Origin of the sequence: Hymenobacter sp. GOD-10R (assembly GCF_035609205.1) — a bacterium.
In the GTDB taxonomy this organism is placed as follows: domain Bacteria; phylum Bacteroidota; class Bacteroidia; order Cytophagales; family Hymenobacteraceae; genus Hymenobacter.
Genome location: NZ_CP141184.1, coordinates 754,055 through 768,385, shown reverse-complemented (window position 1 = coordinate 768,385; position 14,331 = coordinate 754,055). Strand labels below are relative to the sequence as shown.

General features: G+C 55.7%; 14 protein-coding genes, 1 pseudogene and 1 riboswitch. Of the genes and pseudogenes, 8 read left to right on the top strand and 7 right to left on the bottom strand.

Features of this window, described 5'->3' with window-relative positions:
* Position 1: 1 nt before the first annotated feature.
* Positions 2-241: a PqqD family protein gene (locus tag SD425_RS03165; protein ID WP_324675329.1), complete on the bottom strand. Its 240-nt coding sequence runs from the start codon at positions 239-241 to the stop codon at positions 2-4.
* Positions 242-308: 67 nt separating this feature from the next.
* The gene (locus tag SD425_RS03160; protein ID WP_324675327.1) at positions 309-1,517 is read right to left on the bottom strand and encodes a glycosyltransferase; all 1,209 of its coding nucleotides are present in this window, start codon (positions 1,515-1,517) and stop codon (positions 309-311) included.
* A gap of 319 nt (positions 1,518-1,836) precedes the next feature.
* On the opposite strand from SD425_RS03160, the gene SD425_RS03155 reads away from it, so the two are divergent.
* The 6 genes from SD425_RS03155 to SD425_RS03130 all read left to right on the top strand — a co-directional run bounded on the left by SD425_RS03155 (position 1,837) and on the right by SD425_RS03130 (position 8,629).
* A complete protein-coding gene (locus tag SD425_RS03155; protein WP_324675325.1) occupies positions 1,837-2,946 on the top strand; it encodes a histidine kinase in 1,110 nt (369 codons plus the stop codon).
* Entirely contained in the window at positions 2,943-3,707 is a 765-nt protein-coding gene (locus SD425_RS03150; RefSeq protein ID WP_324675322.1) for a LytTR family DNA-binding domain-containing protein, read from the top strand. The genes SD425_RS03155 and SD425_RS03150 overlap by 4 nt, the downstream gene beginning before the upstream one ends.
* Positions 3,708-3,989: 282 nt before the next feature.
* Positions 3,990-5,183, top strand: a complete 1,194-nt coding sequence (locus SD425_RS03145; RefSeq protein WP_324675320.1) for a cytochrome-c peroxidase — start codon at positions 3,990-3,992, stop codon at positions 5,181-5,183.
* Positions 5,184-5,238: 55 nt separating this feature from the next.
* Positions 5,239-5,448, top strand: coding sequence for a hypothetical protein (locus SD425_RS03140; protein ID WP_324675318.1), 210 nt, complete (start codon positions 5,239-5,241; stop codon positions 5,446-5,448).
* A gap of 148 nt (positions 5,449-5,596) precedes the next feature.
* Positions 5,597-7,513 (top strand): gliding motility-associated C-terminal domain-containing protein, encoded by a 1,917-nt coding sequence (locus SD425_RS03135; protein WP_324675316.1) that lies wholly within the window; start codon positions 5,597-5,599, stop codon positions 7,511-7,513.
* A gap of 126 nt (positions 7,514-7,639) precedes the next feature.
* On the top strand, positions 7,640-8,629 hold the full coding sequence (locus tag SD425_RS03130; protein WP_324675314.1) for a hypothetical protein: 990 nt from the start codon (positions 7,640-7,642) through the stop codon (positions 8,627-8,629).
* Positions 8,630-8,713: 84 nt separating this feature from the next.
* Here the strand turns inward: SD425_RS03130 and dxs are convergent, their stop codons facing one another.
* Positions 8,714-10,654: a 1-deoxy-D-xylulose-5-phosphate synthase gene (gene dxs, locus SD425_RS03125; RefSeq protein ID WP_324675312.1), complete on the bottom strand. Its 1,941-nt coding sequence runs from the start codon at positions 10,652-10,654 to the stop codon at positions 8,714-8,716.
* Between the two features lie 277 nt (positions 10,655-10,931).
* On the opposite strand from dxs, the gene SD425_RS03120 reads away from it, so the two are divergent.
* The gene (locus SD425_RS03120; RefSeq protein WP_324675310.1) at positions 10,932-12,002 is read left to right on the top strand and encodes a lysylphosphatidylglycerol synthase transmembrane domain-containing protein; all 1,071 of its coding nucleotides are present in this window, start codon (positions 10,932-10,934) and stop codon (positions 12,000-12,002) included.
* A 92-nt stretch (positions 12,003-12,094) separates the two neighbouring features.
* Here the strand turns inward: SD425_RS03120 and SD425_RS03115 are convergent, their stop codons facing one another.
* The 3 genes and pseudogenes from SD425_RS03115 to SD425_RS03110 form a co-directional block, all read right to left on the bottom strand.
* Positions 12,095-12,436, bottom strand: a complete 342-nt coding sequence (locus tag SD425_RS03115) for an alpha/beta hydrolase family protein (protein WP_324675308.1) — start codon at positions 12,434-12,436, stop codon at positions 12,095-12,097.
* A gap of 50 nt (positions 12,437-12,486) precedes the next feature.
* Positions 12,487-12,633: pseudogene (locus tag SD425_RS29975) on the bottom strand (alpha/beta hydrolase family protein); the annotation flags it as partial.
* Positions 12,634-12,809: 176 nt separating this feature from the next.
* Positions 12,810-13,223, bottom strand: a complete 414-nt coding sequence (locus SD425_RS03110) for a hypothetical protein (RefSeq protein WP_324675306.1) — start codon at positions 13,221-13,223, stop codon at positions 12,810-12,812.
* A gap of 241 nt (positions 13,224-13,464) precedes the next feature.
* Here SD425_RS03110 and SD425_RS03105 point away from each other — a divergent pair, with 241 nt between their 5' ends.
* A complete protein-coding gene (locus SD425_RS03105) occupies positions 13,465-13,758 on the top strand; it encodes a LysM peptidoglycan-binding domain-containing protein (protein ID WP_324675304.1) in 294 nt (97 codons plus the stop codon).
* A 220-nt stretch (positions 13,759-13,978) separates the two neighbouring features.
* Positions 13,979-14,088, top strand: a riboswitch (SAM riboswitch).
* A 33-nt stretch (positions 14,089-14,121) separates the two neighbouring features.
* On the opposite strand, the gene SD425_RS03100 is transcribed toward SD425_RS03105, so the two are convergent.
* On the bottom strand, positions 14,122-14,253 hold the full coding sequence (locus SD425_RS03100; protein ID WP_324675302.1) for a hypothetical protein: 132 nt from the start codon (positions 14,251-14,253) through the stop codon (positions 14,122-14,124).
* Positions 14,254-14,331 lie beyond the last annotated feature (78 nt).

The window sequence follows — 14,331 nt, the reverse complement described above, 5'->3', positions numbered from 1 at the left end:
ATTAGTCGAGCAGGTTATGGTCGCGCAGTTGCGCGATTAGGTCGTCCCAATCTTTCTCCAACTGGCTAGGCTCCACCTCGTAGCGCCCCAAGATATGCGCCTTAATGGCCTCTGCCGTCTGTTCCTGCTTGAGCAACCCAATGATTTCCGCGGCCAATGGATTCGCGGAAAAGGAGTCGCCGGTGACCGGATTGAAGATAAAGCCCGTTTCGCTGGTTGCGATGTTCTTCTTGAGTTTCATGAGTACCGGACGCCGGCAATTGTGCTTGGTGAAGATACGGCAAGAACCTACTATCCGGCAGGTCCGCTCAGGAAACCACTACCTCGTGCCGACTGATATAGTCGATAATTGCTTCTACCTGATGCCGTTGCCGCTGAGGGCTGCATTGCCGCCCTACCAGCGTAGCGGCCCACTGCGCCATGCGCCGAGCGGGGCCAGGCACGGCTAGTATATCAGCCAGTGCCCGCGCGCACGCCGCCACGTCGCCGCGCGCGAAGAGGTGGGCCGCAGTCCGCTGCTCTTCTAGCAAATCGAGGGCATCGGCGGCGGCCACACTAACGAGCGGGCAGCACGAGGTCATGGCGCGCAGTAGGTTTAGGCCAGTGGCGTCGGCTTCGGTGGGCAGTAGCAGCACGTCTAAGGCGCGGTAAAACAAGATGGGCGTACTGGCATTGTGCAGAGGACGCAGGTGCACACAATGGTCCATCCGAAGCTGGTGCGCTAGCTCCCGCAGCTTCGCCCAGCGGCCTAGCTCCGGGGGCGTGTCGGGGCCGCCCATCAGCACCAGTTCGGCGGCGCAGCCATGTTCTTGCCGCATGCGGTACAGCGCCTCAATGGCAAACGCCGGCCCATCGCCCCCGCAGTCGAGCACGCCGATTAGGTGCGTGTGCTCGGGCAGGTCCAGCAGATTGCGCGCTGTTTGGGTCAAGCCGTGCCCGTGGTATTCTACCTCGGGCAGCAACGCGGGCGGCACGATCCACATGCGGCGCATATCTACGTGCGCCTGCGCTTGCAGCTGGCGAGCCAGCCGCGGCGACGGAGCCAGCCAAGCATCGACTCGCATCACTTGTTGCACCAACCACCAAGCCGGCAAAGCGCTGGAAGTGGGCAGCGGCTCTAGCTGGCGGTGCAACAGCCGCAGGCTCTTTTTGCCCCAAGCTTTAATGAAGTTGGCAAAAGCTAGGTCGGAGGCCCAAGTCGTCATCAACACCGAAATCTGCTGCCGCTCGAGCCAACGCGCCACCACACGCGCCGACCACAGGTTAAAACTTTTCCAGCGCACCGGGAGTGTGAAGCACGGCACCTGGTGCGCCTGAGCCTGCTGGTGCAACGCCGAGCCCGGCGCCACGATAAGCGTGACGGCGTGCGTGCCTTTATGCAGCTCGGCTGCCAAAGCCAGTATTTGCTCCTCGCGCATTCCCCAACTCGTGGAGAGGCACAGCATTGCGAGCGGCACCTTGTGGGCCGTTGGCTTTGTTACCGACGACAGCAGCTCAGATGTAAAGCGAGAGACCATAACGGTGCAGCTAGGTAAGAGCCATGAGCTCAACACAAACGTAGTCGCCTTTTTCCGTCTACCTGAACTATAATAGGCCACTTCGCCAAACACCTAGACGACCGGGATTTTTTCGCCGCCCATTTCAGATCTAGCAACGCGGCACGAGCGGCATACGACCCTGCCGATACTCGTTACGATCTTGCCACCCAACCTTCCTTCTATCCGCAAACGCACAAAAGTTAGCGCTGATCGGTAAACTTCCGCTAGTGGCCGAACCGCCGCCGCTTACTACGTCCTCAAACGTGTACTTTGCTTTTCCTTTTGTTTCTGAAAGCCCGTGTCTTTACCGCCCTTCTTTTTACGCTACGCGCCTACGGTGCTGCTTCACGCGCTCATTTGGGGTTTGGTAGGCGTGTTGCTGTCCTTGCCCCCACCGGGCCAGCCGGCTCCGTTGCCGAGCGCTTTTTGGCTCAAGCAGGGGGTGGTGTTTGGCGTGCTCGTCGCAGCGTTTTACGCGAATGTGCTGGTTGTGGCGCCGCGCCTGCTCTACCGACGCCGAGTGCTGCTCTACCTAGCTTTGTTTGCCGGCGCCACGCTCCTGACCCTTGCCGTGCATCAGCAGCTTGAAGAACGACTGCGAGTACCCGAGCTGCTGGCCCAAGCCCGCGAAGATGCCCTCAACGTGAACCCATGGTGTGCTCCGCGGCCCCACATGCAGCTAGGTCCGGGCGAAGAACCCGCGCTTTTCAACCCTGGTATTCTGCTTATTACGCTACTCACCTTAGGTCTGGGCACGGGCCTGACGGCGGTGCAAAAAGGGCAGCGCGACGCCCAAAGCCGGCAGCTCCTGGAGCAGGCGCGCATGGCCACGGAGCTGTCGTTGCTAAAGGCGCAGATCAACCCGCACTTCTTCTTCAACACGCTCAACAATATTTACTCGCTTACGCTCATCGACGGCGACCAGGCGCGGGCGGCACTGCATCAGCTCTCGCGCATGATGCGCTACGTGCTCTATGAAACGCCCGCCGATACTACGTTGCTGAGCCAGGAAATCACCTTTGTGCGCGACTACATCGACCTGATGCACCTGCGCCTGACCGATGAAGTAACCGTCACGTTTGAAGTACCCGAGCCGCTGCACAACGCCCCGATCGCGCCGATGCTGCTGCTGCCGTACGTAGAAAATGCGTTCAAGCACGGCATCGGCTCCGACGGCAACAGCCATATTTACGTCGCCATCCGGCAGCCTACCGAGCAGACGCTGGAGTTGGAAGTACGTAACAGTTTGTTTCCCAAGCAGGCCACGCTCGATGAAGGTGGCGGTATTGGCCTCACCAATACGCTGCGCCGCCTGGAAGTACTTTACCCAAACCGCTACTCGCTTACCGTTACCGAACGCACGCCCGACAACGAATACCGCGTCCTTCTCACCCTTACGCTCCTATGATCCTCAACTGCATTGCCGTCGACGACGAGCCCCTGGCGCTCAAGCTCGTTTGCACCTTCATCGAGCAAACCCCCTTTCTGCGGCTAGCCGGCAGCTACCGCAAATCGGTAGAGGCCCTGCGGGCTCTCGCCCAAGACCCAGCAGTAGACGTCATATTTCTGGATATTCAGATGCCCGATCTGAACGGTTTGGAGCTAGCCAAGGTGCTAGACAAAGGCCCCGGCAACCGAGGCCCGCGCATCATCTTCACCACGGCTTTCAATCAGTTTGCCGTCGAGGGTTTTCGGGTGGATGCGTTGGACTACCTGCTTAAGCCATTCAACTACGATGAGTTTCTGCGGGCTGCCCAGAAAGCCAAGGCGTACGCCGAGCTTATGCAAAGCCCGCCCCCAGTGCCCGCGCCGACTACTGAAACGCCCGCACTGACTGGACCACCCGCTGAAGAATACCTCTACTTAAAGGTAGAGTATCAGCTTGTACGCGTTGATTACAGCGACATTCTGTACATCGAAGGGCTCAAGGACTACATCAAAGTGTACCGCAAGAGCGAGCCCAAGCCGCTGTTGTCACTTTCCAGCTTGAAAGCACTGGAGGACCGTCTGCCGTCGCAGCAATTCATGCGTATTCACCGCTCGTACATCATCGCTTTGAATCAAATCAAGTCCATTACGCGCAGCACCGTACAGATCGGCGACATGACGATTCCGGTGAGCGAGCGGTACCGCGAAACGTTCGATCAGTTCTTTAGCCGCTGGAAATAGCGCTTATTGTTCAAGGCGTTGTGCCTCGAGCAGATGCAATGAATGGTGAGGCAAGAGGCTCAGACGGCTAGGGTGGAGCTCGCCGTTCACCGATAAAAAACGGGTAGTTGTCTAGGTACTTTGGCAAGTGGCCTATTCTGCCTAAAGGAAGGCTAGCAAGGATGGTAGCTTCGGCAAGCCAAGTGCCTCTCAGCGCAGTATTAGGTTGCTATAGCAGCTTACAGGCTTGAGAGAGGACTTGAGGCTTTATCGTCTACTCCACCTTATGCCTCCTCTCTACCCGTGAAAGCCGCTCTTTCTACTTGGTCATTGGTGAGTAGCCTTTGCTTTTTACTGGCAGTTGCTTGTCAGAAAGACGATGCGGTCAGCCCTGGGGCTAGCGCCGCCGCCACAACGACCACTGCCACCACCAACGGCCTAGGTGCTCTGCCCCTTACCGTAACTGCGCCCGCCGATAATGCTTCAATGGCGGCCAAAATCAACCTAGGCCAGGCGCTTTTCTGGGACCCGATTCTCTCGGGTAGCCGCGACGTGAGTTGTGCGAGCTGCCACCATCCGGCCAGCGGCTACGCCGATCAGCTCGATCTGCCCATTGGCGTGAACGGGCAAGGCCTAGGTGCCACACGCCGCTTTCACGCGCCCAACGATATTCCTTTTGGCAAACGCAACACCCAAACGCTGCTGAATGTCGCCTTCAACGGTATCGGCGTGGATGCTGTGTGCAACCCCGTGACGGCGCCCATGTTCTGGGATGAGCGGGCGCAGTCCCTGGAAGCGCAATCCTTGCTGCCGATTGCCACGCTAGAAGAAATGCGCGGGCACCAGTTCAGCGAAGCAGCGGCTCTGGATTCGGTCGTGAGCCGGCTGCGGCGTATTCCGCAGTATCAGCAGCAATTCGCGGCGGTATTTGGCGGCGCCGCGCCCATCACGGCCACTAACCTAGGCAAGGCGCTGGCCTGCTTCGAGCGCACGTTGGTAGCAACGGACACGCCCTTCGACCGCTACATGCGCGGCGACCAAACGGCCCTAACCACTCAGCAAGTACAGGGCCTGAATGCCTTTGTGCAGAGTGGTTGCCAGAAGTGCCACAGCGGCCCTATGCTTTCTGACTACCAACTGCATGTGCTCGGCGTAGCCGATAATGGCAAGCTTACCACTTCCGATTCGGGTCAAAACGGTACGTACGCATTTCGCACACCTAGCCTGCGCAACCTCGCCGCGACGGCACCTTACATGCACAGCGGCGTGCTCACCACCCTAGCCGACGTGCTCCGCTTCTACGACGCGGGCCGCGGTACACCTACTTCGGCCAACCCCCATGTGCCCCGCAACAGCCTCGACGCGTTATTCCCTCGCACCGTGACCAACCAGCAGGCCATCATTGCTTTCCTAGGCTCGCTCAACTCCGATACCTACGACAAACGCGTGCCGGCGCAAGTACCCAGTGGCTTACCCGTCGGTGGCAACATTCAATGATTCTCCCTACAAGCTTACCCAGTTCATTTTTTTCACTTTTACCCATTCTACACTCATGAAGACCTCTTTAATCCTCCGTGCTGGCTTTGCCTTGTTGCTCAGCACCAGCCTCCTAAGCTCCTGCGAAACCAACGACGTAGTGCCAAGCACAGAAAGCAGCAGCAGTACTTCCAGCGCCAAGTCTTCGGGCACCAGTACTTCTAAAGGTGGCTGCAAGAAGGCGCCAACGGATACCACTTCTACTTCTTCCACTTCGCACTCGTAGTGCGGCGACTCGTGCGACCTAGGCTCAGCACACCTATAGCCTAGGTCGTATGCTTTGTTTGATTCCCGACTGGTTGTGCCAGTCGGGAATTCTCGATTTTTCCACACCTTACGCTTGATTTACGCTTACGGCGCCCGCCCGGTCTGCTATGGTGAAGTTGTTCCAAAAGCCGTTTTCCTGTTTCTGCCTTATCCTTTTGCTGCTAGCCAGCAGCATTTCGTCGGCGCGCGCCACGCACATTGTGGGTGGCGAAATGGAGCTGCAGTACAAGTCAGGCAGCACCTACACGCTGAGCCTGAACCTGTACTTCGACGTCATCAATGGGAATCCGGATGCGGAAGACTTGACGTTGACCGCCGGTATTTTCGATAAGGCCACCAACCGCCGCATGGCGCTAGTGGTGTTGCAGCGCCTGAGTCGAACGCCCGTGCAGTACACCAATCCAGCCTGCACCGTTTCGAGCCTTAGCACGCGCAAGATTGTATACAGCGCCGATGTTACGCTGCCCGCGGCTACGTATACGAGCACGGCCGGCTACTACGCGGCCGTCGAACGCTGCTGCCGCAATCAAACCATTAGCAACATCGTGTCGCCGCTCACGGCCGCCCAGACGTTTTACCTGGAGTTTCCGGCCGTCGTGCGCAATGGGCAGTCGTTTGTTGACTCCACGCCGCGCATCTTCCCGCCCCTCGGTGACTATGCCTGCCGCAGCGAGCTGTTTTACTACGATTTTGGAGGCCAAGATGCTGATGGCGACTCGCTGGTATATGACATGGTGACGCCCCTGAACGGCCACTCTTCCAGCCTCGACCCCGCGCCCACCCCGGAAGGCGCGCCGTACACCACGGTTACCTGGACCACCGGCTTGGGCACCCAAAACCAAATTCCGGGGAACCCTACTCTCGGTATCGATGCCCACACAGGTCGCCTCACCGTACGGCCTTCGCAGCTCGGCTTGTTTGTGTTCGGGGTGCGCTGCTCGGAATACCGTAAGGGCGTGAAGATCGGCGAGACGCGACGCGACTTCCAGATTTACGTCCTCAACTGCCCGCAGAACACGGCACCTAGCTTGCAGCTCTTTACCGCCGCTACCGGCGCTCGCGCGTACAATCCGGCCCACGACACCCTGAAGATCAAGCCTGGCAGCGACCACTGCATCCGCTTGCGCTACACCGACGCCGATGCCAATTCTCGATTAACTGTGTCGGCCGTACCGGTCAACTTCACCAGCGCCGCTACCGGACCTAGCTTCACCACCGCCACCAGTGGCACCGTGCGCGCCGCTGGCTCCCCCGACACGCTCACGGCCACACTCTGCTTCCCCGAGTGTTTCGACACCAAAAAGAAAGTCTATCTGCTCGACCTCGTCGTAGCCGATAACGGGTGCAGCCTGCCCAAGCGTGACACCGTGCGCTTAGCTTTCATGGCCGAGCCGCTGCCAAACATCCCCGCCGTACTGACCACCAGCTTTCAAACGGTCAGCGCCACGGGGGCAATCGTTCCGGTTCGGGTTCCGCTGGGCAGCACCTACACCGCCACCCTCACGGGTACTGACGCCGATAAGAACCCGTTAGTGCTCAGCGCCCAAGGCCAGGGGTTCGACCTAGCTGCTATGGGCATGAGTTTCACCGCGCAAAACGGCAACGGCACCGCCAACGGCCTTTTCCAGTGGCAAGCCACCTGCGACGCCGCTCAAGTAGCAGAAACCTTAACGGTCGTTTTTCAGCTCCAGGAAACGTCGTCTTGCGAAAAGCTAGCCTACAGCCGCACCGTACAGTTTGAAGTAGTACCCGCCACCGATACCCTCAGCTTTCTGCCCCCCAACGTCATTACGCCCAACGGCGACGGCCTCAACGATGTGTTCACCATCCCGAGCCTGCCTGCCGACTTCTGCGACGTGCGCTTCGCTGGCATCAAGATTTTCTCACGCTGGGGCAACGAGGTGTACCGCTCACCTGAACGTACTTTCCGCTGGAGTGGCATTGGCAGCTCCGGCGTGTACTACTACCTCATCACCTACACCGACGGCCGCAAATATAAAGGCACGCTTACGGTGCTGCCGTAGGAGCTAACTTTTGACAATAACAGAATAAGAGAAGAATATAGCTAGTAAGATGTCGCCCAAACGCACAGATCAAATTGGTATGATTGTGCAGCTTTACGTAGGTTGCTTCTTATTACTGTTGCTACAATGTCTTTTATAAAACGTGAGTATTCGCACTATTTTATTGCGGGTGCAGCTGGTTTACTTCTAGCGCTGTTGGGCCGTTTCGTCTTTGCTAGCGACTTATTCCATGAAGCAGGCGGCTTATTGATGCTCTGCTTTCTAGTACTCGTTCCGGCCGCACTTGGTGCTACGACAGCCCATTTCACGCCTGCTACTGCTACTAGATCCTGGCGGACTGTGTGGGCTCCCTTTCTTACAGTTCTGCTATTCTTAGCTACCGCTTTGCTCTTTCACTTAGAAGGAATGATTTGCGTGCTGATCATCTTCCCAGTTTTTCTATTTACCTCCTGGATCGGTGCAACAATTTATGTGGTGATGACCCAGGACAAAACTGATGAGACGAAGAGTTACACCTTAGTAGCTTTTGCACTTCTGCCGTTTTTATTAGCTCCCGTTGAAAGCCAGTTCATTGCTCCTACTAGTTTACGACGAGTCGAAAATACCATAGTTATCCAAGCACCAGCTACGGTGGTATGGCACCATATCATCCGTGTTCCTGCTATTCAGGCACATGATCTAGGACCTAGCTTAATAGACAGAATTGGCTTCCCGCGTCCCGTTGAAGCTACTTTAACGCACGAAGGAATAGGTGGTGTACGCCATGCTACTTTTGAACGAGGCGTTGAGTTTATCGAAACTGTAGACGTCTGGGAGCCACAGGAACGCATTTCGTTCAGCATTACGCCTAATACTGCTACTATTCCTCCCACAACCTTCGATGAGCACGTGACAGTTGGAGGACGCTTTTTTGATGTACTGCGCGGCACTTACGAGCTGAAACAGCTGAGTCCTACTCGTACTCGCCTCATCTTGTACAGTCAACAACGGCTCAGCACACGGCTCAATCCGTATGCTGGATTATGGACTGACTACGTGATGAGCGAAATTCAACGTCGAATTTTAACTGTTATCAAACATCGATGTGAGGCAGCCTCCGTGTTGGCTACTAACTAAGGACTTGTTAAAGACAATACAAAAAAGCCCCGCCGGACCAAAATCCAACGGGGCTTTTTTATTTCTAAATACCCTAGCTTTTCGCTACAAAATCACCGTCTCAATGCCAATCTGCGCGGCTACCTTGCCGGTCAGTTCGCGCACAGCGGTAGCAATACCTGCGGCATCGAAGCCACATTCTTTGTAGAGCTCATCTTGAGTGCCATGCTCCACCACGCGGTCCGGAATGCCGAGACGCTTCACGAGCACGCTATAGCCGTGGTCGGCCATAAACTCCAGCACGGCCGAGCCGAAACCTCCTTGCAAGCAGCCGTCTTCTACCGTCACAACAGCTTTGTAGCGGTTTAGGATATCGTGCAGCATCTCCTCATCAAGCGGCTTAGCGAAGCGCATATCAAAGTGGCCGGGCTCTAGGCCTTCGGCTAAAAGCTGGTTCGTGGCGCGCACAGCGTAGTTGCCGATGTGGCCGAAGCTCAAAATCGCTACGCCTTCACCTTCGCGGATTACACGCCCAGTGCCAACGGTGATTTTCTTGAATGGCGTGCGCCACTCGGGCATCACCCCTTCGCCACGTGGGTAGCGAATGCTAAACGGACCAGCATCGGGCAGTTGGGCCGTGTACATAAGGTTGCGCAGCTCGCTCTCGTTCATGGGGGCCGATACCACCATGTTCGGGATGCAGCGCATAAAAGCAATATCGTAGGCGCCGTGGTGCGTGGGACCGTCGGCACCGGCAAAACCAGCTCGGTCGAGGCAGAACACCACGTTCAAGTTTTGCAGCGCAACGTCGTGTACCACTTGGTCGTAGGCCCGCTGCATAAACGAGGAGTAGATGTTGCAGAACGGCACCAAGCCTTGCGTAGCTAGGCCGGCTGAGAATACCACAGCGTGCTGCTCGGCAATGCCCACGTCGAAAGCACGATCGGGCATGGCCTCCATCATGATGTTCAGCGAGGAGCCCGACGGCATGGCCGGCGTCACACCCATGATCTTGGCGTTTTGCTTAGCTAGCTCCACAAGGGTATGTCCGAACACATCCTGGTACTTCGGCGGCTGAGGCTTGTCGTGGTGCTTTTTGTAGATCTCGCCCGTAATCTTATCGAACAAGCCGGGGGCGTGCCACAGCGTCTGATCTTTCTCGGCTAAGGCGTAGCCTTTGCCTTTCACCGTCACGCAGTGCAGGAGCTTGGGACCGGGAATGCTGCGCAAGTCGCGTAGGATAGTCACCAAGTGGTTTACATCGTGTCCATCAACTGGACCGAAGTAGCGGAATTTCAGCGCCTCAAAGAGGTTACTTTGTTTCATCAAAGTAGCCTTCATGGCGGTTTCCACCTTGCGGGCTATGTGCTGCGGATTTGGGCCAAACTTGCTCAGCTTGCCAAGCACGTTCCACAGCTCGTCGCGCACTTTGTTATAAGTACGCGAGGTAGTAATGTCGGTTAGATACTCCTTGAGCGCGCCCACGTTGGGGTCGATGCTCATGCAGTTATCGTTAAGAATAACCAGCAGATTGGAGTTTGTGACGCCCGCGTGGTTTAGGGCTTCGAAGGCCATACCGGCCGTCATGGCACCGTCGCCAATTACGGCAATGTGCTGCCGGTCGTTCTCGCCTTTATATTCGGATGCCACCGCCATACCGAGGGCCGCGCCAATGCTGGTGCTGCTGTGGCCGACGCCGAATGCATCATACTCACTCTCGCTCCGCTTCGGGAAGCCCGACATACCGTTGTAGCGCCGATTAGTCGGAAAACGGTCGCGCCGTCCGGTCAGGATTTTATGGCCGTACGCTTGGTGGCCCACGTCCCACACGAGCTGGTCGTAGGGCGTGTTGAAGATATAGTGCAGGGCCACCGTCAGCTCCACTACACCGAGCGAAGCGCCGAAGTGGCCACCGTAAATCGAAACGGAATCAATAATAAATTGTCGGAGTTCTTGGCTTAGCTGTACCAGCTGATCTTCACTGAGTTTCTTAAGATCATCGGGCGAGTTTATAGCCGCCAGCAATTCACCAGGTTCGACAATCATCGTGAGAAGGGAACAGAGAGTAGAGAACTGTGAGCAACAGACGTCGAGGCTAAAATGTTGAGACTACGGGGGTATGCTGACACGTACAATGGTCAAAGTTACGGGTTTTCTGCTTGACCGGTTGTTGTGTTTGTTACACAACCATCTTGGTTTTACCCTAACGCCTGTACAAGGACTACGCCACGGCTTCGCATCGCTTTCGCTTTCTGCAACCATAACAACGAATTCACAGCCGGCTCCGCCTGTACTACGTACTTTTGCTTATCACCCCACGCCTATGCCCCTTACCCAACAAAGTCAGGATCAACAGCTACTCGATAAGCTCAAACCCTCGCGCATTATTCTGCCGGTGCTCATCGGCATCGGGGTTGTTGGCTTCATGTTTTGGCGCAGCTACCAACCCGGCGACCTAGCCCCTTTGCGCAATGCCAAGGAGCAATGGCTAGTCATCACGTTCGCCGTGCTCATGGCTCGCGACCTAGGATACATTTACCGCATTCGGGAAATATCAGAGCGAGTACTAAGCTGGCGCCAGAGTCTCGATGTGATTATGATCTGGGAATTTGCCTCCTGCGTGCTGCCTTCGGCGGCGGGTGGCACCTCGGTAGCGCCGTTTATTCTAAATAAGGAAGGTATTACCCTAGGTAAGTCCTTGGCCTACGTGATGGTTACGGCGCTGCTGGACAACATTTACTACGTCATTGCCGTGCCAATCGTGGTGCTTTGGGCCGGAGAAGGGTTGTTTCCGGAAACCTTGAAAGGCGCTTTTGCCGCCTCCATCCGCGTGGCGTTTATTGTAAGCTATGTGTCGGTAACGCTGTATGCGTTTGCCATGGTCTACGCGCTATTTATCAACCCAACAGCCATGAAGCGGCTTTTGGTACGGCTGTTTTCATTCCGATTGCTGCGCCGGTGGCGGCCTAGCGCTTACAAGCATGGCCAAGAAATGGTAGCGGCTTCTGCGCAGCTCCGCGGCAACAAGGCCGGTTATTGGATTCGGACAGCACTAGCAACGGCCTTCGTCTGGACGGCGCGCTACTTGGTTATCGGTTGCATCATTGCGGCCTTCATTCCGATCAACTTCGGGGAGTTTTGGGTCATTTTTAGCCGCAACATGGTGTATAAAATTGTGCTGCTGGTAGCCATTACCCCCGGCGGTGCAGGCATTGCTGAAGGAGCTTTTCCGCTCTTCTTCGGCCGCTTTATCGGCACGGCCACCATGACCAACTTCGTCATTCTGTTCTACCGCATCGTGACCTACTACCTGTACTTGGTGCTAGGTGCCGTCTTTCTCCCCCGCTGGGTAGCCCGGGTTTTCAGCCGCCCAACGACTCCAGCAGCAGAGTAAATTCTCTGACAACTTATCATCTTGATCCATACAAGAACGTCGTGCTGCGCTGGTCGTAGCACGACGTTCTTGTATGAAGCTCAGCACCTAGCTTACTTTAGCGGCGGGCTGACCACATATTGCTGAATGAATTCCGACATAGCCGCCGATTGGTAATCACGGTTGCTCTTTTTGCGGAAGCCGTGGCCTTCATCTTTGGCCATCATGAACCAAGCATCGTTGCCATTTTTCTTGAGGGCAGCTAGCATCTGCTCGGCTTCGGTGTAGGGCACGCGCGGGTCGTTGTGACCTTGCACGATCATCATGGGCTTGGTAATCTTCTGCACGTTGTTGAGCGGAGCCGTTTTCTCGAAGAAGGCGCGCATGGCAGGCTGGCGTTCATCGCCGTACTCGGCCCGGCGCAAGTCTTGGCGGTAGGGCGACGTGTTTTGCAAAAAGTGACGAAGTTGGAAATGCCTACGACATCGATGCCGGCGCGGAGCCGGTCGTTGAAATGCGTCATACAGGCCAGCACCATGTAGCCGCCATAGCTGCCGCCATACACGGCCACGCGGCTAGGGTCGAGGTCTGGCTGGGTGGCAATCCAGTCGAGCAGCTTGCCGATGTCCTGCACCGAATCTTCGCGCTTCATGCCGTTGTCGAGGGCTAGGTAGGTTTTAATTCAACTGGCCTAAATCGGCATCGTTTGAGCTGAAGCGGTAATTACCTAGGCTAGCTCAGCCACAGCCATGAGCACAAAAAAGCCTTCCTGCATGCTGCAAGAAGGCTTTTTTGCTGTTGTTCAAAATTTGGCGGTGCGGCGCTAGCTTAGTCGGCTTCGAGCATCATTTGCGAACCGTCAGGAGCTTTCAGCGTGATTTCGTCTTTGGTTAGGTTTACCACGTCGAAAGCCAGTGAGTTCGGTGCACCATCAGGAGTCAGCGTGATTTTCTTACCAGCCTGGTCGAAGGTGTACTTGCCTTGCATCGACTGCGCAGGCGAGGTCATGTTGAAGTTGCCGTTGGCGTAGAAACGCAGCTCTGTCTTCTTATCGGCGCTGGTTTGATCCACCTTTTCGCCAGTGGCATTCGTTTCCTTGTCGGTTTTCCAAACTTTGCTTTCAGTACCGTAGAGCAGGTTGGTTTCGCCTACTTTGTTTTCCTGCTTACAGCTAAAAGTAAACAGCGATACGAGCATCAGCAGGCTAGCTAAGTAGCGCAAGGGAGATGACATGGTTTTCATGCGGATTAGGGGATAAAGTTAGGGAGAGAGAAAAGGGTACAAATGACACGCAACTGCCAGTTGCAAACAGCTACGCAGATGGGCTTCATACGATGAAGACCGCCTAGGGTTAATGATGGTCCTCAGCCGTTTATCTTGCAGCAACTTAATTGCTAGGCTCGCGTAATATTCCCCAACAAGGCTATAACTGGCTCTATTACAGTCCAGCTGCCTTTCCCCTTACCCTAAACCGGCCTACACCATGGGACTATTTGATTTTTTGAACAAAGGCGAAGAGAAGCCAGTTCAGCCAGCTGAGAAGCCTGCAGCCGGCGCCACAGATTTCTTCGGCAACGCGGCTCAACCAGCTACGACTACCGCCGCTCAAGGCACCTCTTACACTATTGTAAGCGGCGATTCTCTCTCGAAAATTGCTAAAAACCATTACGGCGACGCTAGCAAATGGCATCAGATTTATGATGCGAACAAGGCTATCATCGGCGCTAACCCTGATCATATCGAGGTAGGCCAAGTGCTTACACTCCCCCAACTCTAGTTCATGCCTTTTTTGCGCAAAAAGGTAGAAAGACGCCGTACCATTTTGGTGCGGCGTCTTTTTTTGTTGACCCAAGCTATTTCTGCTGATTTCCAACTAAGCATATCGCCGAGAAAAAATCAACATTTTTTTCTCGTTCGCTTGCATTATTGAAAACCAGCTGTACATTTGCCTTCACCAAACAGGTACTCCTCCGTTAGAGACGGAGTAGTTTTCTTAAGATTTATACAGAAGCGGCGAGAGATTAGGCTCGAAGACCCGCTGGCAACCATCGATCATCGAAAGGTGCCAATTCCTGCCCACTCAAAATTAAAGTGGGAAATATAAGTTGAGTACCATGAAAAACTCCTCGCTTACCACTTACTACCCATCATCTGCCGCCGCTGCTAACGTATGCCCCGGCTCGCCGATGAACCTGTACGCTCTGGCTTCGGCCACCGACTGCTCCTGCGCTTTGCTTTCTAGCCCAGCAGTCATGCGAATGCGAATGCGCACTTGTGGCGCGTGTTGTAGCTAGGCTACGCCCTAGCTTTCCCCCGCTTCTCCCCTAACTGTATTGCTGCTAACGCCTTC